Below are 21,997 nucleotides of genomic sequence, written 5' to 3'. Positions count from 1 at the left end.
TCCGAGTTGTGATAAGATGGGTGAATGAGCCGTTATGGCCGTTTATCGAAAGGAAGAAGTCAATGCGCAATCTGGTTAAATATGTCGGTATTGGCCTGCTGGTTATGGGGCTTGCGGCCTGTGATAACAGCGATACGAAAGCTCCGGCAGAGGGTGCCACAGCGGAAAGTAACGCAACCGGACAACCTGTCAGCCTGATGGATGGCAAACTCAGTTTCTCACTGCCGGCAGAGATGACCGATCAGAGCGGCAAGCTGGGGACTCAGGCCAACAATATGCACGTCTATTCTGACGCCACTGGCCAGAAAGCCGTCATTGTGATTGTGGGCGACGACACCAAAGAAGAGCTGGCCGTGCTGGCGAAACGTCTGGAAGAGCAACAGCGTAGCCGCGACCCGCAATTGCAGGTCGTGACCAACAAATCTATCGAGCTGAAGGGCCACACGTTCCAGCAGTTAGACAGCATTATCTCGGCGAAAGGCCAGACCGCTTACTCTTCCGTCGTGCTGGGTAAAGTGGGCGACCAACTGCTGACCATGCAGATCACACTGCCTGCAGACGATCAGCAAAAAGCGCAAACTGCCGCTGAAAACATCATTAACACGCTGGTCATTCAGTAACGGTTAAGACGATGATACGGCCTCCTGCATTGTTGCCGGGGGCCGTTTTTTTAACCGCCAGGTCAACAAAAACGCAACCGCCACCAGTCCCGCCGCCGCCAGATAGATAACCGGCACACCCGCCCATGTCATAACCAGCCCGGCCAGTGGCCCGGTGACGCCCAACGATAAATCCATAAACACCGTATAGGTTGCCAACGCTGCACCCTGATTTTGTTGCGGCACCGCTTTCACCGCCACCACGCCCAGTGCCGGGAAAACCAGCGAGAACCCGGCCCCTGCCAGCAATACGCCGATTTTCGCCATCCACGGCAGTACCGCCATCCCCACCAGCAGCAGCCCGACGATTTCCACCGCAAAACAGATCATCGCCACATTTAAACCGCCGATCCGATTGATGCCATTGGGAAACAACAGACGCGTGCCGACAAACGCACAGCTAAACAGTGTGAGGGCGAATGCCGCACCATCCCAGCCTTTGGCGTCATAAAACAGTGTGATGAAGGTGGCGATCACGCCAAATCCGGCAGACGCCAGCGACAGGGCCAGGCCGTACAGCCAGACACGTCCGAGAACGGCGCGAAACGGCAAAGGTTTGCCTTTACTGGCTTTCACTGCTGGACGTGGAAGCGCAAACAACACCGCCAGCAAGGCGACGCCCATAATCGTCAGCGCCAGCCCTTGCAAACCTCCCCAGGCGTAGAACAGCACACCGAGCGGCGCCCCCATCGCCATTGCCCCATAGGTGACAATCCCGTTCCACGAAATCACCCGCCCAATGTGCAACGATCCCACTACCCCTACGCCCCACAGCGTGGAGCCAGTGCCCGCAAAGCTTTGGCCGATACCTAAGATCAGCCGTCCCAGACACAACAGCAGTAAGCTCGCTATCGGCCAACCGCTGGTGACGCCTGCCAAAAAATAACTCAGGCCACTTAAAAAACAGCCGCACAGACCGAATACCACGATTTTTTTCGGTCCCAGGAGATCGGCAAAACGTCCGGCATGGGGCCGACTCAGGAGGGTCGCAAAGTATTGCAGACTGATGACCAGTCCCGCCCAGAAGGCGCTAAATCCCATCACATCATGAACATAGCCAGGCAGTACCGCGAGCGGCAGGCCGATGGTCAGATAGCTGGCGAAGTTAAACATGACAACCGAGACGATGCGTAGATTAAGACGTAATCCATTGAGCGCCGGTTCAGCGACGGGTTCTGGCATGGGATCCACCACGTTCTTACAACAGTGTTTCATTTCTATCATGCCCGGCCACGAAAATCAGCAGCAAGATTCAGATTAGCAGCAGCAAGCCAGCCGCTACACTTAGCAAACGGAACACAAGAAGGACGTAGACATGACGACCCCTCAGCCTGACAAAACGGGTTTGCACATTCTGCTAAAACTGGCAGCGTTAGTGGTCATTCTGGCCGGTATTCATGCCGCAGCGGATATCATTGTGCAACTCCTGTTGGCGCTCTTTTTCGCCATTGTTCTGAACCCGCTGGTCACCTGGTTCATCCGTCGGGGTTTGCATCGTCCGCTGGCGATTACACTGGTGGTCGTGGTGATGCTCATCGTTCTCACTGCGGTGATCGGCGTGCTGGCCTCCTCGGTGAATGAGTTCATTGCTATGCTGCCGAAATACAACAAAGAGCTGACGCGCAAACTCCTGCATCTGCAAGAGATGGTGCCGTTTCTCAATCTCCATTTGTCGCCGGAGCGTATGCTGCAACGCATTGATTCTGACAAGCTGATGACCTTCACCACGGCGTTGATGACCGGGCTGTCAGGCGCGATGGCCAGCATTATTCTGCTGGTGATGACCGTCGTGTTCATGCTGTTTGAAGTCCGCCACGTCCCCTACAAACTGCGTTTTGCGCTGAACAATCCGCAGATCCACATTGCCGGTCTGCATCGGGCGTTAAAAGGCGTCTCACACTATCTGGCGCTGAAAACGCTGCTGAGTTTATGGACCGGCGCCATTATCTGGCTGGGGCTTGCGCTAATGGGGATTCAGTTCGCACTCATGTGGGGCGTGCTGGCCTTCCTGCTGAACTATGTCCCCAATATTGGTTCCGTTATTTCTGCGGTGCCGCCGATGATCCAGGCGCTGTTATTTAACGGGTTTTATGAATGCATCCTGGTGGGGGCGCTCTTTTTAGTGGTCCATATGGTTATTGGTAATATCCTGGAACCGCGCATCATGGGGCATCGCCTGGGAATGTCCACTCTCGTGGTATTCCTCTCATTACTGGTATGGGGATGGTTATTAGGTCCGGTAGGTATGTTACTTTCTGTTCCCTTAACCAGCGTGTGCAAAATTTGGATGGAAACCACCAAAGGCGGCAGCAAACTGGCGATATTACTGGGGCCTGGACGGCCCAAGAGTCGATTACCGGGATAAGATGACAAATGATACACTGTGTAAATTCCATTATTATTAAACGTTGGTCCTGATATGTACCGGATCGTTCTGGGAAAAGTGTCGACTCTGAGCAAAGGCGCGTTACCGCCTTCGCTGTACGCTCAAGCCCCACAAGGCAAGCGTCGTGCCCGCTGGCTGGCGGGTCGTGTGCTGCTATCCCACGCGCTTTCACCCTTGCCCGAGATTGTTTACGGCGAACAGGGAAAACCGGCGTTTTCAGCCCAGACCCCGCTGTGGTTCAACCTGAGCCACAGCGGCGATGACATCGTTTTGCTGCTGAGTGATGAAGGCGAGGTGGGTTGCGATCTCGAAATCATCCGCCCGCACCATAACTGGCGGGCGCTGGCGAATGCGGTATTCAGTCTCGGAGAACATGCCGAGATGGAAGCAGAGCATCCGGACCAGCAACTGGCCGCGTTCTGGCGCATCTGGACGCGTAAAGAAGCGATGGTGAAACAGCGCGGCGGCACCGCCTGGCAAATCGTCAGCGTCGACAGCACACTCGCTTCTGCCTTGTCGGTCAGCCACTGCCAGCTTGACGCACTGAGCCTGGCCGTATGCACCCCTACACCGTTTCAGGTAACCGCCGCATCAGTACAGCGACTGGACGCGGTTGCCTGACACAACGCCTGAGAAACACGGGCATCCCGCGCCCGTTTCTCCCTATTTACTCTACGATTTTTGTGTACTTTTCCCTTCTGGTTGCCCATCTATTGATCCAGAACACGTCAAAAGTATGATGAATCCCTAGAATCGTCATACCCAATTAGTCGTACTTCTATTCATCAATCGGGACCACCATTTTGACCAGATTGCGCCGCACTGTATTTGCGCTGCTGGCCTGTGCGTCATTCCTCGCACACGCCGCCGCACCTGACGAGATAACCACCGCATGGCCGGTAAATGTGGGGCCACTCAACCCACATCTTTACACGCCTAATCAAATGTTCGCCCAGAGCATGGTGTATGAACCGTTGGTGAAATATCAGGCAGACGGTTCCGTGAAACCGTGGCTGGCAAAAAGCTGGACCCACTCGGCAGACGGCAAAACCTGGGTGTTTACCCTGCGCGATGACGTCAGATTCTCGAATGGTGAAATCTTTGATGCACACGCTGCGGCGGAGAATTTCCGCACGGTATTAGATAACCGCCAACGCCACAGTTGGCTGGAGTTGACCAATCAGATAACCGACGTCAAAGCGTTAAGCAAAACCGAGCTGCAAATCACGCTGAAAAGCGCGTACTACCCCTTCTTGCAGGAACTTGCCCTGCCGCGTCCTTTCCGCTTTATCGCCCCATCGCAATTTAAAAACAACGAAACGATGAACGGTATTAAAGCGCCCATCGGCACGGGTCCGTGGATACTCAAAGAATCGAAGCTCAATCAATACGACGTGCTGGTACGTAACGACCATTACTGGGGAGAAAAACCCCAGATTCGGCAGATCACCGTCAAGGTGATCCCGGACCCGACCACTCGCGCCGTGGCCTTTGAAACCGGTGATATCGATCTGCTTTACGGTAACGAAGGATTGCTGCCCCTCGACACGTTCGCCCGGTTTAGCCAGACACCGGCTTACCACACCCAGCTTTCACAACCGATTGAAACCGTGATGCTGGCGCTCAACTCGGCTAAAGCCCCCACCAACGAGCTAGCAGTACGCGAAGCGCTGAATCATGCCGTGAACAAAAAATCCCTCATCGACAATGCGCTGTACAGCACACAACAGGTGGCAAATACGCTGTTTTCGCCCTCTGTGCCTTACGCCGACATTGGTCTGAAACCACGCGAATATGACCCGCAGCAGGCCAAATCCCTGCTGGAAAAAGCCGGTTGGGTTCTGCCCGCAGGGAAAGAGATTCGCGAGAAAAACGGCCAGCCGCTGCGCATTGAACTGTCGTTTATCGGCACCGATGCGCTGAGCAAATCGATGGCCGAAATCATTCAGGCTGATATGCGTCAGGTTGGCGTCGATGTTCTACTTATCGGTGAAGAAGAGAGCAGTATTTACGCCCGCCAGCGCGACGGGCGCTTCGGCATGGTTTTCAACCGCACCTGGGGCGCGCCGTACGATCCGCATGCCTTTATGAGTTCAATGCGCGTTCCCTCACATGCTGATTTTCAGGCACAGCAAGGACTGGCAGACAAACCGCTGATCGATAAAGAGATTGGCGAGGTGCTTTCCACCACCGACGAGAACAAGCGCCAGGCGTTGTACCGCGACATTCTGACCCGCCTGCACAACGACGCGGTCTATCTCCCGATCAGCTACATCTCCATGATGGTGGTCGCGAAACCGGCGCTGGGAACCATCCCTTATGCCCCTATCGCCACTGAAATCCCATTTGAACAGATAAGCGCGGTGAAACCCTGATGTTACGTTATGTTTTGCGGCGTATTCTGCTGCTGATCCCGATGGTTTTCGCCGCCTCGGTGATTATCTTTTTGATGCTGCGCCTGGGTACTGGCGACCCGGCACTCGACTATTTGCGTCTCTCTAACCTGCCGCCGACGCCGGAAATGGTCGCCTCTACGCGGGTCATGCTGGGACTGGATCAGCCGCTGGCCGTCCAGTACGGAACCTGGCTGTGGAAAGCGCTGCATCTGGATTTCGGCATCTCGTTCGCCACTCAGCGTCCGGTGCTGGATGACGTACTCAACTTCCTGCCCGCCACACTGCAACTGGCGGGCGCAGCGCTGGTGTTGATCCTGCTCACCTCCGTACCGCTCGGCATCTGGGCGGCGCGTCACCGCGACCGTCTGCCAGATTTTGCCGTGCGTTTCATCGCCTTTCTCGGCGTATCGATGCCTAACTTCTGGCTCGCCTTTCTGCTGGTGATGTTCTTCTCCGTCTATTTGCAATGGCTACCCGCGATGGGTTACGGCGGCTGGCAGCACATCGTTTTGCCTGCCGTGTCGATAGCCTTTATGTCGCTGGCAATCAACGCCCGTCTGCTGCGCGCCAGCATGCTCGAGGTCGCCGGACAACGGCACGTCACCTGGGCGCGTCTGCGCGGTCTGAACGAGAAACAAACGGAACGTCGTCATATTCTGCGTAACGCGTCGCTGCCGATGATTACGGCGGTGGGCATGCACATTGGCGAGCTGATTGGCGGCACCATGATTATCGAAAACATCTTTGCCTGGCCTGGGGTCGGGCGCTATGCGGTTTCGGCGATTTTTAACCGGGACTACCCCGTTATTCAGTGCTTTACACTGATGATGGTGGTGGTTTTTGTCGTCTGTAATCTGATTGTGGATTTACTGAACGCTGCGCTGGACCCGCGCATTCGCCGCCATGAAGGAGCGCATTCGTGAACTTTTTCCTCTCTTCGCGCTGGTCGGTGCGCCTGGCAATGATCATTATCGCCCTGCTGGCGATAATTGCGCTCACCAGCCAGTGGTGGCTGCCGTACGATCCGCAGGCCATTAATTTATCGTCGCGTCTGCTCTCCCCGGATAGCCAGCACTGGCTGGGCACCGACCATCTGGGTCGTGATATTTTTTCTCGTCTGCTGGCGGCAACGCGGGTCTCGCTGGGTTCGGTGATGGCCTGCCTGCTGCTAGTGCTGGCGCTGGGGCTTGCCGTTGGCGGCAGCGCCGGGCTGATCGGCGGTCGTGTTGATCAAATCACCATGCGCATCGCGGATATGTTTATGACCTTCCCTACCTCGATCCTCTCCTTTTTTATGGTGGGCGTGTTGGGGACGGGACTGACCAACGTCATCATTGCCATCGCGCTTTCACACTGGGCATGGTACGCACGCATGGTGCGCAGTCTGGTCATCTCTTTGCGCCAGCGCGAATTTGTGCTCGCGTCGCGCCTTTCCGGTGCGGGTCATGTACGGGTGTTTGTCGACCATCTGGCCGGGGCGGTGATCCCCTCTTTGCTGGTGCTGGCGACGCTGGATATTGGCCACATGATGCTGCACGTTGCCGGGATGTCATTCCTCGGCCTCGGCGTCACCGCGCCAACCCCGGAATGGGGCGTGATGATTAACGATGCCCGCCAGTATATCTGGACTCAGCCATTACAAATGTTCTGGCCGGGTCTGGCGCTGTTTATCAGCGTGATGGCCTTTAACCTGGTGGGTGACGCACTGCGCGATCATCTCGATCCCCATCTGGACACGGAGCATGCTCACTGATGCCGCAACAGATTGAATTACAGAATATTACCCTGGCAGCGGACAGACCGCTGGTGCATGGCGTTTCACTGTCGCTCAAACGCGGGCGGGTACTGGCGCTGGTAGGCGGCAGCGGCAGCGGAAAATCGCTGACCTGCGCGGCGGCGCTGGGTATTCTGCCTCCGGGTGTACGTCAAACGGCGGGCTCCCTGCTGGCGGATGGTAAACCAATTTCCCCCTGCGACCTGCGCGGCGTCAAAATCGCTACCATTATGCAAAACCCACGTAGCGCGTTTAATCCGCTGCACACCATGGCGACCCACGCGCGGGAAACCTGTCTGGCATTAGGTAAACCCGCTGACGACGCCACGCTTATCCAGACGCTGGAGGCCGTGGGGCTTGAGAACGCGGAGCGCGTCCTGAAACTGTATCCGTTCGAGATGAGCGGCGGGATGTTACAACGCATGATGATCGCGATGGCGGTGCTGTGCGACGCGCCGTTTATCGTCGCCGACGAACCGACCACTGACCTGGACGTTGTCGCGCAGGCGCGCATTCTCGACCTGCTGGAGAGCATTATGCAACGCCGGGCGCCCGGTATGCTGCTGGTCACCCATGATATGGGCGTCGTCGCGCGGCTGGCGGACGATGTGGCGGTCATGGACAACGGGAATATCGTGGAACAGGGCGACGTCGAAACCGTGTTCAACGCACCAAAGCACAACATCACTCGTAATCTGGTGTCGGCGCATCTCGCCCTGTACGGTATGGAGCTGGCATCATGACATTACTCACCGTCTCTGACCTTTCGCACCAGTATGCGCACTCAAACCTGAGCGGCAAACATCAGCATCAGGCGGTGTTGAAAGAGGTGTCATTGCACCTGAAAAAGGGTGAAACCGTGGCACTGCTTGGCCGTAGCGGCTGTGGCAAAAGCACCCTCGCGCGTCTGCTGGTCGGTTTAGAATCCCCGACGCAGGGTGAGGTGTGCTGGCAGGGAAAACCGTTATCCCAGCTTAACCGTGCGGCGCAAAAAGCGTTTCGCCGTGATATTCAGATGGTGTTTCAGGACTCCATCAGCGCGGTAAATCCGCGCAAAACCGTCCGTGAGATCCTGCGCGAACCGATGCGTCATCTGCTGTCGCTGAACAAGTCTGAGCAAATGGCCCGCGCCAGTGAAATGCTCAACGCGGTGGATCTGGACGACAGCGTACTCGACAAGCGGCCGCCGCAGCTCAGCGGCGGACAGCTCCAGCGCGTGTGCCTGGCGCGGGCACTGACGGTTGAACCCAAACTGCTGATTCTTGATGAGGCGGTCTCTAACCTCGACCTGGTGTTGCAGGCGGGCGTGATCCGCTTGCTCAAAAAATTGCAGCAGCAGTTCGGCACCGCCTGTCTGTTTATCACGCACGATTTACGTCTGGTAGAACGCTTTTGCCATCGCGTGATGGTGATGGAAGACGGCAAAATTGTGGAGACGCAGGATGTGGGCGACGCATTAACGTTTTCCACGGACGCCGGACGTGTGCTACAAAATGCGGTACTTCCCGCATTCCCCGTGCGCCGCAGCCGGAAATAATAAGGTTTAACTCAGATGCAACGTGTCACCATCACCCTCGATGACGATTTACTGGAAACGCTGGACAGCCTGAGTCAGCGCCGTGGCTACAATAACCGCTCGGAAGCGATCCGCGATATTCTGCGCGGCGCGTTGTCGCAGGAGACGACACAAGAGCACGGCACCCAGGGTTTCGCAGTGCTTTCATACGTTTATGAGCACGAGAAGCGCGATTTAGCCAGCCGCATTGTCTCAACCCAGCACCACCACCATGATTTGTCCGTTGCCACCTTGCATGTGCACATCAATCACGACGACTGTCTGGAGATTGCCGTCCTGAAAGGCGACATGGGCGACGTCCAACATTTTGCCGATGACGTCATCGCCCAGCGCGGCGTGCGTCATGGTCATTTGCAGTGTCTGCCGAAGGAAGAGTGACATCCCGCCCGACAGGTGAATCGTCGGGCGTGTTTTCGTCTCAGAATGCCTGCTGATAAAGCTGCAGCGCGTCATCTTCACTCAGTTTCCGCGGATTATTCACCAGCAAGCGCGTTTGCTGCATCGCGTCATGCGCCAGCACAGGCAGATCCCCCTGCTGAATATCAACATCACGAAGCCGCTGCGGCGCGCCGCTTGCCGCGATAATCCGTTGCATCTCGTCGATAAACGCCTGCGCATCCTGTTCGACATTGCCGGTTCCCCCGACCCCAACCACCGCGGCCAGTTCCGCATAGAGCGGCGCCGCCACCGCAGCATTAAACCGCAGCACAAGAACCAACATGAGCGCATTCGAGAGGCCGTGAGGGATGTGATGCCGCCCGCCCAGCGGATACGCCAGTGCATGCACGGCGGCAACGGGCGAGTTAGCAAAAGCCTGACCCGCCAGCAACGCGCCCAACAGGACACTCTCCCTCGCTTCACGGTGTTGTCCGTCATGGCACGCGGTGACCAGATGGCGGCTTATCAAGCGTAACGCCTCACGGGCAAGCGCATCCGAAATCGGGTTTTTCTTATGCTTACCGGTATACGCCTCAATGGCGTGTACCATGGCATCGATTCCTGCGGCAGCCGTATGAACACGGGGTAAACCCAGCGTCAGTTGCGCATCCAGCAGCACCAGATCGCAATAGAGCTGTCTATCGACAACCCCCATTTTGCTGTTTTCACCGGTGGTGAGAATCGCAATATTGGTCACTTCAGAACCGGTACCTGCGGTGGTCGGGATCTGCACCAGCGGCAGACGCTGCCCGCTCACTTTCCCAATGCCATACAGATCCTGTACTTCTTGTTCTGAGGGGATTAATACGGCCGCCAGTTTAGCCACATCCAGGGAGGAGCCGCCGCCCAGGCCAATCACCATGTCGCAGTGATGCTCCCGCGCCACACGCGTCGCCTTGCGGACAATACACTCCTGAGGATCGGCCTGAACCTGGTCATAAAGGGTGACCTGAAAACCGGCTTCCCGCAGGCTAAACAGAACCGGTGGGAGAACCCCCGCTTTCACCAGGCCGGGATCGGTCACTAACAGCGCATTGCGGGCACGCAAACGCGTTTGCAGTATCTCTCCGAGTCGCTCCGCGCCCGCCCACTCAACAATGATTTCCGCCACGGTCGCAAATTCAAAAGGCTTAATGACATTATTCATTCAGGTATTCCTTGCTTGCACAATGTGTGCTTTTTAACCTCGCGGATCGTCGGCATTGACGAGAAAACTTTTCACCTCTTTACGCAGCAGAAGTGGCGTGATGACCCCAACGCCAATCCGTTGGAAGTGGTCCGTTTGTCGGTGAAGTTCAAGGCCGTCGGCGCTGCGGTAGGTTTCCAGAATAACAAAGCGATCGCGATCTTCCGTCGAGCGGAAAAATTCATACGAGAGGTTTTCAGGTTCCTGACGTGTTGCGTCAGCAAGCGCCCTGAGCGCCTCATCAACCTTATCGCCCATTGATTCGCGGACAAAATACCAGGCAATCACCTGTAGATGCGTATTCCCCATTCCTGACTCCCGCTTTTCTAACGTTGAATATTCAGATTCCACAACGCGCTGTCACTGCTTGAAACAGCGACAGCGCCGTGTTGTAAGGCGGTTCGGGCATGTTCTTCATTAGATACAAACCCGGAGGCCACAATCGGCGGCAGTACATTGCGATCGGTTTGTGACAGGAGCGGCAACATCTGCGCCGGCATCAGTTGCACATAATCCGGTTCACTTTGCTCAACCGCATGCAGACTTCGTGACCATGCAGAGCGGTCAGTCACAAAGATTTTTTGCATTGTGACCAACCCGCATTTCTTCGCCCGTTGCACCGTTTGCAAACGCGTTGAGAGCAGCCCCATCGCACCGGTTTCAGCGACATAATCGATGCCGCCTTTGTCCTGCGACAAGCCGTTGCAACTGTCGATATTCACGATGACGTACTTCCCCGCCTTCGAGAGCACTTCGATGACCGGTTGCAGCTTAATGAGGTCAATATTGGCGATAATGCACACTTCGGCCGTACTGGAGAGCGCGGTTTTCAACTGCTCAATACCGTATATCGCCATGATGACGGGCTGGCGCGCCAGAAGCGCGCCAAGATTTTTGATCATTACTCACCTGCCTGATGGGGTGAAAGTGTGGCGCTCAACCCCAGTTTTCCCGGATTAAGGATATTTTGCGGATCGAGCGCTTTCTTAATATCAGCCAGAACGGTGAGCGTTTCGCCCAACGATGCCTGCATATAAGGTGAGCGAAGCAGTCCCACGCCATGGTGATGGCTGAGTGACGTGTTGTGTTTAATTAATACGGCATTCGCCGCATCCCACGCCGCACGGTACCAGGCGGCACGTTGCTCGACGGCCACGTCCCCACGTAATGAAAAATAGAGACAGGCACCATCGACATAGGCATGAGACTGATGCGCAGAACCGGCCAGCGTCCCCGGTACCGCGTTAATCGCCGCCACCACATCATCATAGACGATACTGAGATCGCGCCAGGGGCCGACCATCTCCAGCGTATCCGCCACCAGCCCTGGGCTTTTCTTGAAGCCTTCGGCACTTTTTCCGGTCAGATACCGGGTGTCCAGCCAACGCTCGAACAGCGTATCGCCATCAAGTTTTTGCCCGCTACGCTGGCAAACGCGCTCGCTGATTGCCAGCACGGCATCAACAATTTCCGGTTCGCCTTCATCTGCAATTAGCAGGACATTGGTGTCAGGCAGGCCAAACTGCACGCCGCTTTCCAGATTATCGTACAGGCGAAGCGCGGCAGGGTTCGCGCCATGCTGTAGGATTTCGCGACAGGCGTCTAACCCGCTGGCGAAACTGGAGAAACCCCAGGCAATTGCACGGCCATAATCAGGCAGGCGATGCAGTTTCAAACGCAGGCGGACAATCACGCCCAGCGTGCCTTCCGAGCCGATAAACATCTGTTGTAAATCCGGCCCCGTCGCACTTCGCGCATAACCGCCGACGGTGATTAAGCGTCCATCCGCGAGCACGACATCCATGCCAAACACCATATCTTCGATTTTGCCGTAGCGAGTGGAGAGCTGGCCTGCGCCGCGACAAGCTGCCCATCCCCCCACGGTGCTGATCCCGAAGGATGACGGCCAGTGTCCAAGGGTCATGCCATACTCTTGTTGGATCGTTTGCTCGAAAATGTCGCCAAACATGCCCGCTTCGACCTCAACAATCTGGCTCTCTTTATCAAAACCGATCAATTTATTGAGTTCGCACACATCCAGCACGATCCCGCCGCGCAACGGCAGAGCCGCCCCCGTGACATTACTACGCCCTGCCGACACCGTGACCGGAATGGCGGATTCGCTCGCAAGGCGCATCACGTCCTGAATCTGTTCCACCGTAGAGACGCGAACAATCGCCCCTTTTGGCGTGGCGGGCGCGCCTTGCGTTTCCGCAATCATGGAGCCCGCCCACCAGTCGCGGGTCCAGGTGATGACATCAGCCTCTGTCGTCATCACCTCATCGGCAATCACCCGCAGCCGGTCAATGACCGCCTCGCTCATGACGATGGGATCAATCTGCATCCCTTTTGCACCGTTACTGCTGTCGATTTCGGTTGCCCATCCCGGACGCGTATGTGCGCCAACAGTGTAATTGCCCCGGTTATAGCCTCGTTTTATCGCTTCTTTGCTGATCATTCAGATGTCCCCATCAGTTCGGATTTTTCATGTTTAATTGCCGCCCGATAGCTGGCGACCTGTTCTGCGACCTGTTCCGGTTGCAGCTTGAGTTCTTTTTGCAGAATTTCACCGACACGCCCGGCGGCGTTGGCCGACGCATCCCGGGCCATTAAGCGCGCGCGAATTCGCCGCGACAGCACATCATCCACGGTGCTGGCCAGCTCGTGGCGCACGGCATACACCACCTCAGCTTCGGTGTACGGAAGCCCTTCAACGATAGGAGTGAGCAAGCGGGGATCGCTCTGGATAATGTCGCTCACGAAATGGGCCTCCGTGCCATAGCGCTCGCCCAAATGTGCGGAAAGCCCGCCGGACGCCAGAATGGCCTGCGAGTCGTACCCCGCCGCCCCTAACAGGTACGCCGTTTTCGTTGAACAGGCTTTTTTACGCCCCAGGATTTTGCTGGCCACATCAATCGTCTCTTCCGCCATATGACGCGATGTGGTGAGCTTGCCGCCAACAATCGTGATCAGCCCATCCGGAGCGACGGTAATTTCATGGTTACGTTTCATCTCCACCGTCTTCCCGCCAGCCGTGCCGACCAGAGGGCGACAACCGGCAATACTCCCCACCACATCCTCGGGGCGAAGATCTGTTTTCAGCGCCGAATTTGCCCCCTCTAACAGAAAGTCCAGTTCAGAACGATTGCAGTGCACATCATTGAGATCGCCCTGGTAATCTTCATCTGTCGTTCCCAGATAAGAAACGTTGCCCCAGCGCGTAATGGTGGCGCGGCGACTGCGCCCGGCGACCGGAATCGTCACCGTGCAGTCGTTACGAATCTTCATCCACGGAATCGCGACGTGAACTCCCTTTGCAGGACGGATATGCAGCGGCGACGCCTCGCCTTTCTTCAGCCCACTCCAGTCGCGCAGCCAGACGCCGGTAGCCATAATGACCACCCGCGCCTTGACATGAATCTCCCGGCTATCGGCATGTATCATGGCCCCGTTCACCTTGCCATGCGGGTCGTGCGTGGTGGCGATCACCTCGGCATGATTAGTCACCACCGCGCCATGAAAAGCCGCCGTGCGGATCAACGCGAGCGTCAGCCTGGCATCGTCCACGCGGGCATCGAAATACATAAACCCGCCGGACAACTGCTCCTCTTTCAGCGTCGGGCAGTGCGAAAGCACCTCCGCTGGCGTTAATTTTTGATGCAGGATGCCTTCACGCCATCCGCCTGCAAGATCGTAGGTCCAGAGCAGACTTTCGAACGCCGAAGACAGCCGCTTATCAAAGACGCCGTTTTTGTCGAGCACGGGAAACAAAAATGGAAGCCGTTGCACCAGGTGGCGCGCATTTCGGCGCATACGCTGGCGTTCAAGGAGAGAATGGCGAACCAATCCCAGGTTCCCTTGTTCGATATAGCGCAACCCGCCGTGGACCATTTTTGATGACTTCGACGACGTGCCGGAGGCAAAGTCGCTCTTTTCGACCAGCGCCACCCGATAGCCGCGCAAACTGGCATCGAGCGCGGCATAAGCGCCGGTCACGCCACCGCCAACAATCAGAATGTCGAAGGTATCGCTCTCCAGCATGCCCAGTTGTTCAGCGCGGTGAAGGCGTAGCGGTTGTGCGCCGTACATTTCACTGCGGGATTTATTTGGTTTTCGCGAGGGGAAAAACTTCATGAGCGGGTGGACTCCTGAGTAGCAGAGGTGTGACGGGAAGCCGTCTCCATTTCGAGCACAATGCGGGACTCCCACTGGGCGAGCTTCTGTTCACGGCAGCGATCGTCAATGCGGGGTTCAAACAGTTGCGCCGTTTTTAGCGTGGCGCAGGCATCGGACAGCGAATCCCACAGCAGGCCGGCAGAGCCTGCCAAAAAGGCAGCGCCGCGAAGACTGGCCCTTGCAGTTTCCGCCATCCGGCGAACAGGAACTCCGCTCAGGTCGGCCTGAATTTGCAGCAATGTGTCGCTGTTGGAGAGACCGCCCCCGACCACCAGTTCTTTTACCGCGATCCCGGTCGCCGCTTCATTGGCCCGCATACAGGCCGCTACCGAATGCGCGATGCCTTCCAGGACGGCGTACGCCACCTGCGAACGTGTCGTGGAAATAGAGATGCCGTTAAGCGATGCGCGCGCCTGCGGCTGGAGATGCGGCACCCGCAGCCCGGTTAACGCCGGAATGAAACTGACGCCGCCGGAGTCTGTCACCTGCGACGCCAGCTCGCTGATCTGTTCCGGCGAGTCAAACCAGTGCAGCTTTTCGCACACCCAATTCAGCGCCGAACCGGTGGTTGGCACAAAGGTTTCGACGGAGTAATGCGAAAGTCCCTTCTGACGGCGCGCGGTCATCGTGAGCGTACTCTCACAGACAGGGTTCAGCGCCGGAACCTGCGGCCCCACCATCAGATCGACGAAACTGCCGGTGCCATGCATACAGAAAGCGTGTCCACGCTCTGTGCAGCCGAGCCCAATCGCACCGGCAAACTGATCGCCCGCGCAGGCAAGAATAGGAACGTGAATGCCCAGAATTTTTTGACTCGTTGCGCCAAAGTTATCGGCGTCGTCACGTAGCTCAGGCAGCAATAAGGCAGGAAAATTAAGGGTATGGAGCCATTCAGCGTGGTACTGGTGGTCTTTGAGACGGTAAGCGCCTGCTGACGTCGCATTCGTTGGCGTCGTGACGCATTTTTTTTCTTCCGCCAGATGCCACAGCAGCCAGCTGTCGACAGTGCCAAAAACTAATGTTCCCGCCTGATGCGCCTTCGCCACCGCGGGCGTATTCGCAATATGGTGCGCTGCCCACAGATAAGGTGAACGAATCCCCACCGGGCGGCCAATCTGCGGGATCAGTTTCGCATCCCACTCCGGGGCCAGTTCGGCAAGAACATCCGTAAAACGCGAATCTTGCCAGACCATCGCAGGGGTTAGCGCTTTTCCTGTTTGCGAGTCCCAGAGCACCGCCGTTGAACGCTGGGTAGCAATCGCCAGCGCCACGATACGCATATTCTGCTGTTGCGCGCTGGCAATCGCTTTGCGACAAACGTCAACGGTAGCGCACAGAATTTCATCAGCGTCTTGTTCAACAACGCCATGCCGTGGGCTACTCACCTGCAGCGTTTGATATTCCAGGCAGTGAACCTGACTGTTCTGGGTGACTACCGCAGCACGCGTGCCCGACGTTCCCTCATCAATCGCCAAAATTACCTCTTTATATTCTGTCATTTAGAACTCCTGCTGGACTCCGGTGCCATTGACTCAGGATAGGGGGAGGTACGCGATTCAAATTGCGGCGCGCCCGGCTCGTTATCCGGTTGAATCGCCGTACGCGTTGGGTCCCACTGGATGACAAAGCAGACGACACTGGCAAAAAGGGGAACGACCGACATGATTAAGAACGTCGTTTGCAGGCCATACAGCTCGCGGAATACGGGGAAGATAAACAGCCCCAGCGCCGCGCCGATGGCCCCCAGAGCCCCGACCACACCGTTTGCGCCAGCGCGTAATTCGCTACGAAACGACAGCGATGACAGGCTCTTCCCGTTCGCGCCGGGACCACCCGAGTGGCAAAGGATAAATAACGCGGGTACCAACAAAGAGGCCCACAGCGGCATGCTGTCACTGAATAGCCCCAGCGTGAGCAGGACGAGGAACGCGACGGCGAAACCCATTGCAGAGGCCCGGCGCAAACCAAGACGACGGCCAATCACGGGCGACAGAAATCCTCCGACAATCCCGAACACGTTAAAAAATAGTGAACATAAAGTTGCGTAGACAAAGTTTTTACCAAACATCGCCGCGCTGATCACGGGTAAATACCAGCCGACACCAAAATATTGTATCGACTGGCACACTTGTACCGTAGAGGCCAGAATTGTACGGGGTAAATAAACACCACGAAAAATCAGCAGAACATTTTTAACACCTTTCTGCGCTTGCCCAATAACAGGTTTTTGTTCTGCCTTTGGCGCCAGAATAAATTGATCACCGTATATTTTATTCATGGCTACCGTTGCTTCAGAAAGGCGTGATTTTCTTGCTAACCATATCGGACTTTCAACCAAATAGCGGAACTGGAAAAACAGGATAATTAATCCACATAATGCGGTTACGGCAATAGAATAACGCCAGATAGCATCACCAACATTCCATGAATAAAACATTAAGGCCAGTGCCAGATTTAAACACACAGCGACATACCAGACCCCTTGCCAGGTGTTTAATCGGCTCTTGAGTTTCGCGGGGGTGAATTCGGCCAGCATCGCCATCGCGACGGCAAAATCCATTCCATAAGAGACGCCAACGAAGAAGCGCCCCAGTATTATCGTGCCAAAATCAGCGGAGAACATCACCAGCAGCGCTCCGATAACGGCCATCAGCTTGGCGATGATCAACGGAGGAACCCGACCCCAGCGATCGGCAATCCAGCCGCCAATCGGATTAAATAAGATAGCAACCCACGATGAAAAAGAGGTCAACAGCGCGACTTCCGTTGCACTGAGATGTAAATTACGCGTCATTGGGTTTAATCCAGCACTGAGTGCCGAATTTGAAAACGCATCAAGAAAAAGGCCACCTAATGCTAACCACCAAATAACACTGGCTCTGCCGACAATATGCGTCCTGGCATCGATGAAATTAATAACATCATCAACACCACGGATTTTTACAGGATGTGAGAATGAGCATGCGGACATGGCGTTCCCCTTCATAATATTAGGAAGAAGGTCGCCAATAGCTAAAAAAAAGCAATAAGAGACCATCTTAATAGCACAGATAGTCTCTTATCTAAAATCTGTAAGTTTCACTCTAGAAGGGAAGGAAAAGCGTGTCAAAGCGACTTTTCAGCTGGAACGTTATTTTGTGATATGTAGCACAATTGTTAATGATTAATTAACAAAACAATCAGGTAAAACGATAGAGACAACGCCTTCCACCGTTTACCTGTCGCTTATGCTGGGTTACGCGTGGGCTGGTGCTAAATCCTGCGCACAGGCCCAGGCGCTCGACCATGCCCACTGGAAATTATACCCGCCCAGCCAGCCGGTCACGTCCATCACTTCGCCAATAAAGTAGAGACCTGGCACCTTACGCGCTTCCATCGTGCGGGAGGAAAGCTCATTGGTATCGACGCCGCCCAGCGTGACTTCCGCCGTACGGTATCCTTCCGTGCCGTTAGGCTGCACGCGCCATTCCGTTAACGTCTCCACCAGCAGTTGTTGGTCGCGTACGTTGAGCTGTTTCAGAGAGATCTCGGGGATTTGCCCTAACGCTTGCAGACATTCCACCAGTCGTTTCGGCAACTGCATCGCCAGAGTGTTTTTCAGACTCTGATTCGGGTGCGCGCTACGCTGCTCATTGAGGAAAGCGTCCAGATCGATATCAGGCAATAAATTAATGCTGACAAATTCTCCGGGCTGCCAAAAACTCGAAATCTGCAAAACGGCCGGACCTGAAAGTCCGCGGTGCGTAAAGAGCAGATTTTCACGAAATACCGTGCCGTCCTGCGCCATTATAACAGAAGATACGGAAACGCCTGACAGCACCTGGAGCTGTTCCAGCAACGGTTTATGCAATGTAAAGGGAACGAGACCCGCGCGCGTCGGCAGCACATTCAGGCCAAACTGCTCGGCAATTTTATAACCAAACGGCGTAGCCCCCAGGCCCGGCATCGAGAGTCCGCCACTGGCAATCACCAGTTTTGCCGCGCTGACCGTCATACCGTTCAGCTCAAAGGTGAACCCCTCATCATCACGGGCAACGCTGAGCACTTCACTGCGCAACCGCAGGGTGACGCCACCCTTCTCGCATTCTGCCACCAGCATGTCGACGATTTGTTGGGCAGAATCGTCGCAAAATAGCTGGCCGAGCGTTTTCTCATGCCAGGCGATTCCGTGTTTACCGACCAGATCGATAAAGTCCCACTGGGTATAGCGCGCCAACGCTGATTTACAGAAATGAGGGTTTTGACTTAAATACGCCGCGGGTTCCACATAAAGATTAGTAAAGTTACAGCGTCCCCCGCCGGACATGAGGATTTTACGTCCCGGCTTTTTACCATTATCAATGAGCAACACGCGGTTACCCCGTTGCCCTGCTTGTGCGGCGCAGAACATACCCGCCGCGCCAGCGCCTATAATAACGGTATCAAACCTTTCCACTTTGCGATCCTCTCTTAAATCTGGGCGTGAATTGTAAAGTTTCCTCAGTGACCGTACCAGCGACAAGATCGTGAAAAACAATTATTTATTTGAAATCTATAAGATAATTCTTTAGTGGGGGAAAACAATTCAGGAGACAAATCAAAAAAAGTCTATATTTCACTTTGCCCGCGTCGCCAAAGTCCCTGATAATGCGCCGCGTTCATGTCCTCAAAATGGCGTAACGTCCTATGCTACATTTGTTTGCTGGCCTGGATTTGCATACCGGGCTTTTACTATTGCTTGCTCTGGCTTTTGTGCTGTTCTACGAAGCGATTAACGGCTTCCATGATACGGCAAACGCAGTCGCAACCGTGATTTATACCCGCGCAATGCGTTCGCAACTCGCGGTTATCATGGCGGCGGTCTTCAACTTCTTTGGTGTTTTGCTGGGCGGTCTCAGCGTAGCGTATGCCATTGTGCATATGTTGCCAACGGATCTGCTGCTTAACATGGGTTCCTCACATGGCCTCGCCATGGTGTTCTCCATGCTTCTGGCGGCAATTATCTGGAACCTGGGTACCTGGTACTTTGGTCTTCCGGCCTCCAGTTCTCACACGCTGATTGGCGCCATCATTGGTATTGGTTTGACCAATGCTTTGATGACCGGCACATCGGTAGTGGATGCACTTAACATACCGAAAGTGATCAATATTTTCGGTTCTTTGATTATTTCCCCCATTGTCGGCCTGGTGTTTGCTGGCGGTCTGATCTTTTTGTTACGTCGCTACTGGAGCGGCACCAAAAAGCGGGCGCGTATTCACCTGACCCCAGCGGAACGTGAAAAGAAAGACGGCAAGAAAAAGCCGCCATTCTGGACGCGTATCGCTCTTATTCTGTCTGCTATCGGCGTCGCATTCTCCCATGGCGCTAATGATGGACAGAAAGGCATTGGTCTGGTGATGCTGGTTCTGATTGGCGTGGCGCCTGCGGGCTTCGTGGTCAATATGAACGCTTCCGGCTATGAAATCACCCGTACCCGTGACGCCATCAACAACGTCGAAACTTACTTCCAGCAGCATCCTGATATGCTGAAAAAAGTGACCGGCGTTGATCAGCAGGTTCCGCCTGTGGAAACCGCGACAACGACACAGACTGAGTTCCACTGCCACCCGGCAAACACCCTGAATGCGCTCGATCGCGTGAAGGGCATGCTGGCGAATCTGGAAACTTACGACAAGTTAAGCGTTGACCAACGTGGTCAGTTGCGTCGCATTATGCTGTGCATCTCTGACACCACCGATAAAGTGGTGAAACTGCCTGGCGTAAGCAACGACGACAAGCGTCTGCTGAAGAAACTGAAAACCGATATGCTGAGCACCATTGAGTACGCACCGGTCTGGATTATCATGGCCGTCGCACTGGCGCTGGGTCTTGGTACGATGATTGGCTGGCGTCGCGTGGCAACCACTATCGGCGAGAAGATCGGTAAGAAAGGTATGACGTATGCGCAAGGGATGTCTGCGCAGATGACTGCCGCTGTATCTATCGGTCTGGCGAGTTACACCGGTATGCCTGTTTCCACCACCCACGTACTTTCTTCCTCTGTTGCGGGGACGATGGTCGTTGACGGTGGCGGTCTGCAGCGTAAAACGGTTACCAGTATTCTGATGGCCTGGGTCTTTACCCTGCCTGCAGCGATTGTGCTTTCCGGGGGGCTGTACTGGCTCTCCCTGAAGCTTATCTAAGCGGGTTAGTCTGTAAAAAAAGCGGGTCCAGGAAACTGGCCCGCTTTTTTTTGCCTGTGCGATACGCCCAAATGGCTCAATGCCAAATCACCAACCCTACCATACTGATAATCACCAGACCGCATAACGCGCTGGTGAGGATGAACTGGCCGCGAACACGTTCACAACGGCGAATAAACTCATCATCGTGATGATCCCGATAGCGTTGGGCATAGATATACCACACCAGACGCATTTGCTTGTTGGGTTGGCCATGCGAGGTAAAAAACCCCCCTCCATCGACATATTGATAGAGCAATGGATCGCAACCACGGAGTACCACTAACAGTGCACGTAATGACGAGAAATAACGCGCCATATTCACAATGCAAACGACACATAAAGCCCAGAATAATGCGACGGTGCTTATCATACCACCTCCCCGGCGACCCACCCACGGAGCTCCTCTCCGGGACAATCGCTTCCCGATACCCTGCCAGACAGTTCAATGAAAAAGTCCTACCAAGCCATGATGAGGATACTCTGCATCCGAACGGCTCTTTAAATATTGTAGGAGATCAGTTAATTTTTTTGCCAGAACGTTAACCGCTATCAATGCATTTAACAGAAAAATTTGTTTAACTGGTTGGCAACCAAGGCGGATTGACGGATTATCCTGGTCGCTATAATGTAATGATAGTCTAAACGATCCATCTTTACGGCTGGGCTAGCCCCGCGCATATAGTTCGCAGGACGCGGGTGACGCGACGGCAAAGAAACGCTAGCTGGCTAGTCATCGACAACTTTATGGAAGGAGTAACACTATGGCTTACAAACACATTCTTATCGCGGTTGATCTTTCCCCGGAAAGCAAAGTTCTGGTAGAGAAAGCGGTTTCTATGGCGCGTCCTTACAACGCGAAAGTCTCCCTCATCCACGTGGACGTGAACTACTCTGACCTGTACACCGGGCTTATCGACGTCAATCTCGGCGATATGCAGAAACGCATTTCTGAAGAAACCCACCATGCGCTGACCGAGCTGTCCAGCAATGCGGGCTATCCGATCACTGAAACACTGAGCGGCAGCGGCGATCTGGGTCAGGTGCTGGTTGATGCTATCAAGAAATACGACATGGATCTGGTCGTCTGCGGCCACCACCAGGACTTCTGGAGCAAGCTGATGTCTTCCGCACGCCAGTTGATCAACACCGTTCACGTTGACATGCTGATTGTTCCACTGCGTGACGAAGAAGAATAAGCGTTC

General features: G+C 55.1%; 21 protein-coding genes. 11 read left to right on the top strand and 10 right to left on the bottom strand.

The genetic code is table 11. The features are described from left to right. Window positions 1–62: 62 nt before the first annotated feature. Complete coding sequence (locus AC07NP_RS04395) at window positions 63–620, top strand: DcrB family lipoprotein (protein WP_192614221.1); 558 nt, start codon at window positions 63–65, stop codon at window positions 618–620. Window positions 621–623: 3 nt separating this feature from the next. On the opposite strand, the gene AC07NP_RS04390 is transcribed toward AC07NP_RS04395, so the two are convergent. Then, window positions 624–1,883 (bottom strand): MFS transporter, encoded by a 1,260-nt coding sequence (locus tag AC07NP_RS04390; RefSeq protein WP_494659697.1) that lies wholly within the window; start codon window positions 1,881–1,883, stop codon window positions 624–626. A 91-nt stretch (window positions 1,884–1,974) separates the two neighbouring features. On the opposite strand from AC07NP_RS04390, the gene AC07NP_RS04385 reads away from it, so the two are divergent. The 8 genes from AC07NP_RS04385 to nikR all read left to right on the top strand — a co-directional run bounded on the left by AC07NP_RS04385 (window position 1,975) and on the right by nikR (window position 9,169). After that, entirely contained in the window at window positions 1,975–3,024 is a 1,050-nt protein-coding gene (locus AC07NP_RS04385) for an AI-2E family transporter (protein WP_494659696.1), read from the top strand. Window positions 3,025–3,078: 54 nt separating this feature from the next. Next, window positions 3,079–3,666, top strand: coding sequence for a 4'-phosphopantetheinyl transferase AcpT (gene acpT / locus AC07NP_RS04380; protein ID WP_494659695.1), 588 nt, complete (start codon window positions 3,079–3,081; stop codon window positions 3,664–3,666). A 179-nt stretch (window positions 3,667–3,845) separates the two neighbouring features. Next, window positions 3,846–5,420: a nickel ABC transporter substrate-binding protein gene (gene nikA, locus AC07NP_RS04375; protein ID WP_494659770.1), complete on the top strand. Its 1,575-nt coding sequence runs from the start codon at window positions 3,846–3,848 to the stop codon at window positions 5,418–5,420. Beyond that, on the top strand, window positions 5,420–6,364 hold the full coding sequence (gene nikB, locus AC07NP_RS04370) for a nickel ABC transporter permease subunit NikB (protein ID WP_276293581.1): 945 nt from the start codon (window positions 5,420–5,422) through the stop codon (window positions 6,362–6,364). Before nikA ends, nikB begins: the two co-directional genes overlap by 1 nt. Continuing rightward, complete coding sequence (gene nikC, locus AC07NP_RS04365) at window positions 6,361–7,194, top strand: nickel ABC transporter permease subunit NikC (RefSeq protein WP_494659694.1); 834 nt, start codon at window positions 6,361–6,363, stop codon at window positions 7,192–7,194. Before nikB ends, nikC begins: the two co-directional genes overlap by 4 nt. Then, on the top strand, window positions 7,194–7,958 hold the full coding sequence (gene nikD / locus AC07NP_RS04360; protein ID WP_494659693.1) for a nickel import ATP-binding protein NikD: 765 nt from the start codon (window positions 7,194–7,196) through the stop codon (window positions 7,956–7,958). The genes nikC and nikD overlap by 1 nt, the downstream gene beginning before the upstream one ends. Further along, window positions 7,955–8,752 carry a nickel import ATP-binding protein NikE gene (gene nikE, locus AC07NP_RS04355; RefSeq protein WP_203359677.1) on the top strand — a complete coding sequence of 266 codons (798 nt, stop codon included), beginning with the start codon at window positions 7,955–7,957 and terminating at the stop codon, window positions 8,750–8,752. Before nikD ends, nikE begins: the two co-directional genes overlap by 4 nt. A 15-nt stretch (window positions 8,753–8,767) precedes the next feature. Beyond that, a complete protein-coding gene (nikR, locus tag AC07NP_RS04350) occupies window positions 8,768–9,169 on the top strand; it encodes a nickel-responsive transcriptional regulator NikR (RefSeq protein WP_203359676.1) in 402 nt (133 codons plus the stop codon). A 40-nt stretch (window positions 9,170–9,209) separates the two neighbouring features. Here the strand turns inward: nikR and AC07NP_RS04345 are convergent, their stop codons facing one another. The 8 genes from AC07NP_RS04345 to AC07NP_RS04310 all read right to left on the bottom strand — a co-directional run bounded on the left by AC07NP_RS04345 (window position 9,210) and on the right by AC07NP_RS04310 (window position 19,026). Then, window positions 9,210–10,376, bottom strand: coding sequence for an iron-containing alcohol dehydrogenase (locus AC07NP_RS04345; protein WP_494659692.1), 1,167 nt, complete (start codon window positions 10,374–10,376; stop codon window positions 9,210–9,212). 33 nt (window positions 10,377–10,409) lie between these two features. After that, window positions 10,410–10,724: a putative quinol monooxygenase gene (locus AC07NP_RS04340; RefSeq protein WP_494659691.1), complete on the bottom strand. Its 315-nt coding sequence runs from the start codon at window positions 10,722–10,724 to the stop codon at window positions 10,410–10,412. Window positions 10,725–10,741: 17 nt separating this feature from the next. Further along, on the bottom strand, window positions 10,742–11,317 hold the full coding sequence (locus AC07NP_RS04335) for a glycerol-3-phosphate responsive antiterminator (RefSeq protein WP_203359673.1): 576 nt from the start codon (window positions 11,315–11,317) through the stop codon (window positions 10,742–10,744). Then, window positions 11,317–12,873 (bottom strand): FAD-binding oxidoreductase, encoded by a 1,557-nt coding sequence (locus AC07NP_RS04330; protein WP_494659690.1) that lies wholly within the window; start codon window positions 12,871–12,873, stop codon window positions 11,317–11,319. The genes AC07NP_RS04335 and AC07NP_RS04330 overlap by 1 nt, the downstream gene beginning before the upstream one ends. Next, a complete protein-coding gene (locus AC07NP_RS04325; RefSeq protein ID WP_494659689.1) occupies window positions 12,870–14,549 on the bottom strand; it encodes a glycerol-3-phosphate dehydrogenase/oxidase in 1,680 nt (559 codons plus the stop codon). The genes AC07NP_RS04330 and AC07NP_RS04325 overlap by 4 nt, the downstream gene beginning before the upstream one ends. Beyond that, window positions 14,546–16,090, bottom strand: coding sequence for an FGGY family carbohydrate kinase (locus AC07NP_RS04320; RefSeq protein ID WP_494659688.1), 1,545 nt, complete (start codon window positions 16,088–16,090; stop codon window positions 14,546–14,548). Before AC07NP_RS04320 ends, AC07NP_RS04325 begins: the two co-directional genes overlap by 4 nt. Further along, the gene (locus AC07NP_RS04315; RefSeq protein ID WP_494659687.1) at window positions 16,087–17,562 is read right to left on the bottom strand and encodes an MFS transporter; all 1,476 of its coding nucleotides are present in this window, start codon (window positions 17,560–17,562) and stop codon (window positions 16,087–16,089) included. The genes AC07NP_RS04320 and AC07NP_RS04315 overlap by 4 nt, the downstream gene beginning before the upstream one ends. Window positions 17,563–17,826: 264 nt before the next feature. After that, the gene (locus AC07NP_RS04310; protein ID WP_494659686.1) at window positions 17,827–19,026 is read right to left on the bottom strand and encodes a BaiN/RdsA family NAD(P)/FAD-dependent oxidoreductase; all 1,200 of its coding nucleotides are present in this window, start codon (window positions 19,024–19,026) and stop codon (window positions 17,827–17,829) included. A gap of 230 nt (window positions 19,027–19,256) precedes the next feature. Between AC07NP_RS04310 and pitA the strand changes: the two genes are divergently transcribed. Next, window positions 19,257–20,753, top strand: coding sequence for an inorganic phosphate transporter PitA (gene pitA, locus AC07NP_RS04305; RefSeq protein ID WP_203359667.1), 1,497 nt, complete (start codon window positions 19,257–19,259; stop codon window positions 20,751–20,753). A 76-nt stretch (window positions 20,754–20,829) separates the two neighbouring features. Here the strand turns inward: pitA and uspB are convergent, their stop codons facing one another. Further along, window positions 20,830–21,165, bottom strand: a complete 336-nt coding sequence (uspB, locus tag AC07NP_RS04300; protein WP_162383686.1) for a universal stress protein UspB — start codon at window positions 21,163–21,165, stop codon at window positions 20,830–20,832. Between the two features lie 391 nt (window positions 21,166–21,556). Between uspB and uspA the strand changes: the two genes are divergently transcribed. After that, the gene (uspA, locus tag AC07NP_RS04295) at window positions 21,557–21,991 is read left to right on the top strand and encodes a universal stress protein UspA (protein WP_125400568.1); all 435 of its coding nucleotides are present in this window, start codon (window positions 21,557–21,559) and stop codon (window positions 21,989–21,991) included. Window positions 21,992–21,997: the final 6 nt, after the last annotated feature.

The sequence above is a fragment of the Citrobacter sp. GW821-FHT07H02 genome, assembly GCF_059418505.1.
The sequence above is the reverse complement of the archived record's forward strand: the minus strand, read 5'-3'. Positions and strand labels throughout refer to the sequence as shown.

Coding starts and splice junctions, on each gene's coding strand:
- nikD (WP_494659693.1), top strand. CDS start 7,194: ATGCCGCAACAGATTGAATTACAGAATATTACCCTGGCAGCGGACAGA.
- AC07NP_RS04390 (WP_494659697.1), bottom strand. CDS start 1,883: ATGATAGAAATGAAACACTGTTGTAAGAACGTGGTGGATCCCATGCCA.
- nikR (WP_203359676.1), top strand. CDS start 8,768: ATGCAACGTGTCACCATCACCCTCGATGACGATTTACTGGAAACGCTG.
- uspB (WP_162383686.1), bottom strand. CDS start 21,165: ATGATAAGCACCGTCGCATTATTCTGGGCTTTATGTGTCGTTTGCATT.
- AC07NP_RS04385 (WP_494659696.1), top strand. CDS start 1,975: ATGACGACCCCTCAGCCTGACAAAACGGGTTTGCACATTCTGCTAAAA.
- AC07NP_RS04320 (WP_494659688.1), bottom strand. CDS start 16,090: ATGACAGAATATAAAGAGGTAATTTTGGCGATTGATGAGGGAACGTCG.
- AC07NP_RS04345 (WP_494659692.1), bottom strand. CDS start 10,376: ATGAATAATGTCATTAAGCCTTTTGAATTTGCGACCGTGGCGGAAATC.
- AC07NP_RS04395 (WP_192614221.1), top strand. CDS start 63: ATGCGCAATCTGGTTAAATATGTCGGTATTGGCCTGCTGGTTATGGGG.
- nikE (WP_203359677.1), top strand. CDS start 7,955: ATGACATTACTCACCGTCTCTGACCTTTCGCACCAGTATGCGCACTCA.
- AC07NP_RS04325 (WP_494659689.1), bottom strand. CDS start 14,549: ATGAAGTTTTTCCCCTCGCGAAAACCAAATAAATCCCGCAGTGAAATG.
- AC07NP_RS04335 (WP_203359673.1), bottom strand. CDS start 11,317: ATGATCAAAAATCTTGGCGCGCTTCTGGCGCGCCAGCCCGTCATCATG.
- AC07NP_RS04315 (WP_494659687.1), bottom strand. CDS start 17,562: ATGTCCGCATGCTCATTCTCACATCCTGTAAAAATCCGTGGTGTTGAT.
- AC07NP_RS04340 (WP_494659691.1), bottom strand. CDS start 10,724: ATGGGGAATACGCATCTACAGGTGATTGCCTGGTATTTTGTCCGCGAA.
- acpT (WP_494659695.1), top strand. CDS start 3,079: ATGTACCGGATCGTTCTGGGAAAAGTGTCGACTCTGAGCAAAGGCGCG.
- nikB (WP_276293581.1), top strand. CDS start 5,420: ATGTTACGTTATGTTTTGCGGCGTATTCTGCTGCTGATCCCGATGGTT.
- uspA (WP_125400568.1), top strand. CDS start 21,557: ATGGCTTACAAACACATTCTTATCGCGGTTGATCTTTCCCCGGAAAGC.
- pitA (WP_203359667.1), top strand. CDS start 19,257: ATGCTACATTTGTTTGCTGGCCTGGATTTGCATACCGGGCTTTTACTA.
- AC07NP_RS04330 (WP_494659690.1), bottom strand. CDS start 12,873: ATGATCAGCAAAGAAGCGATAAAACGAGGCTATAACCGGGGCAATTAC.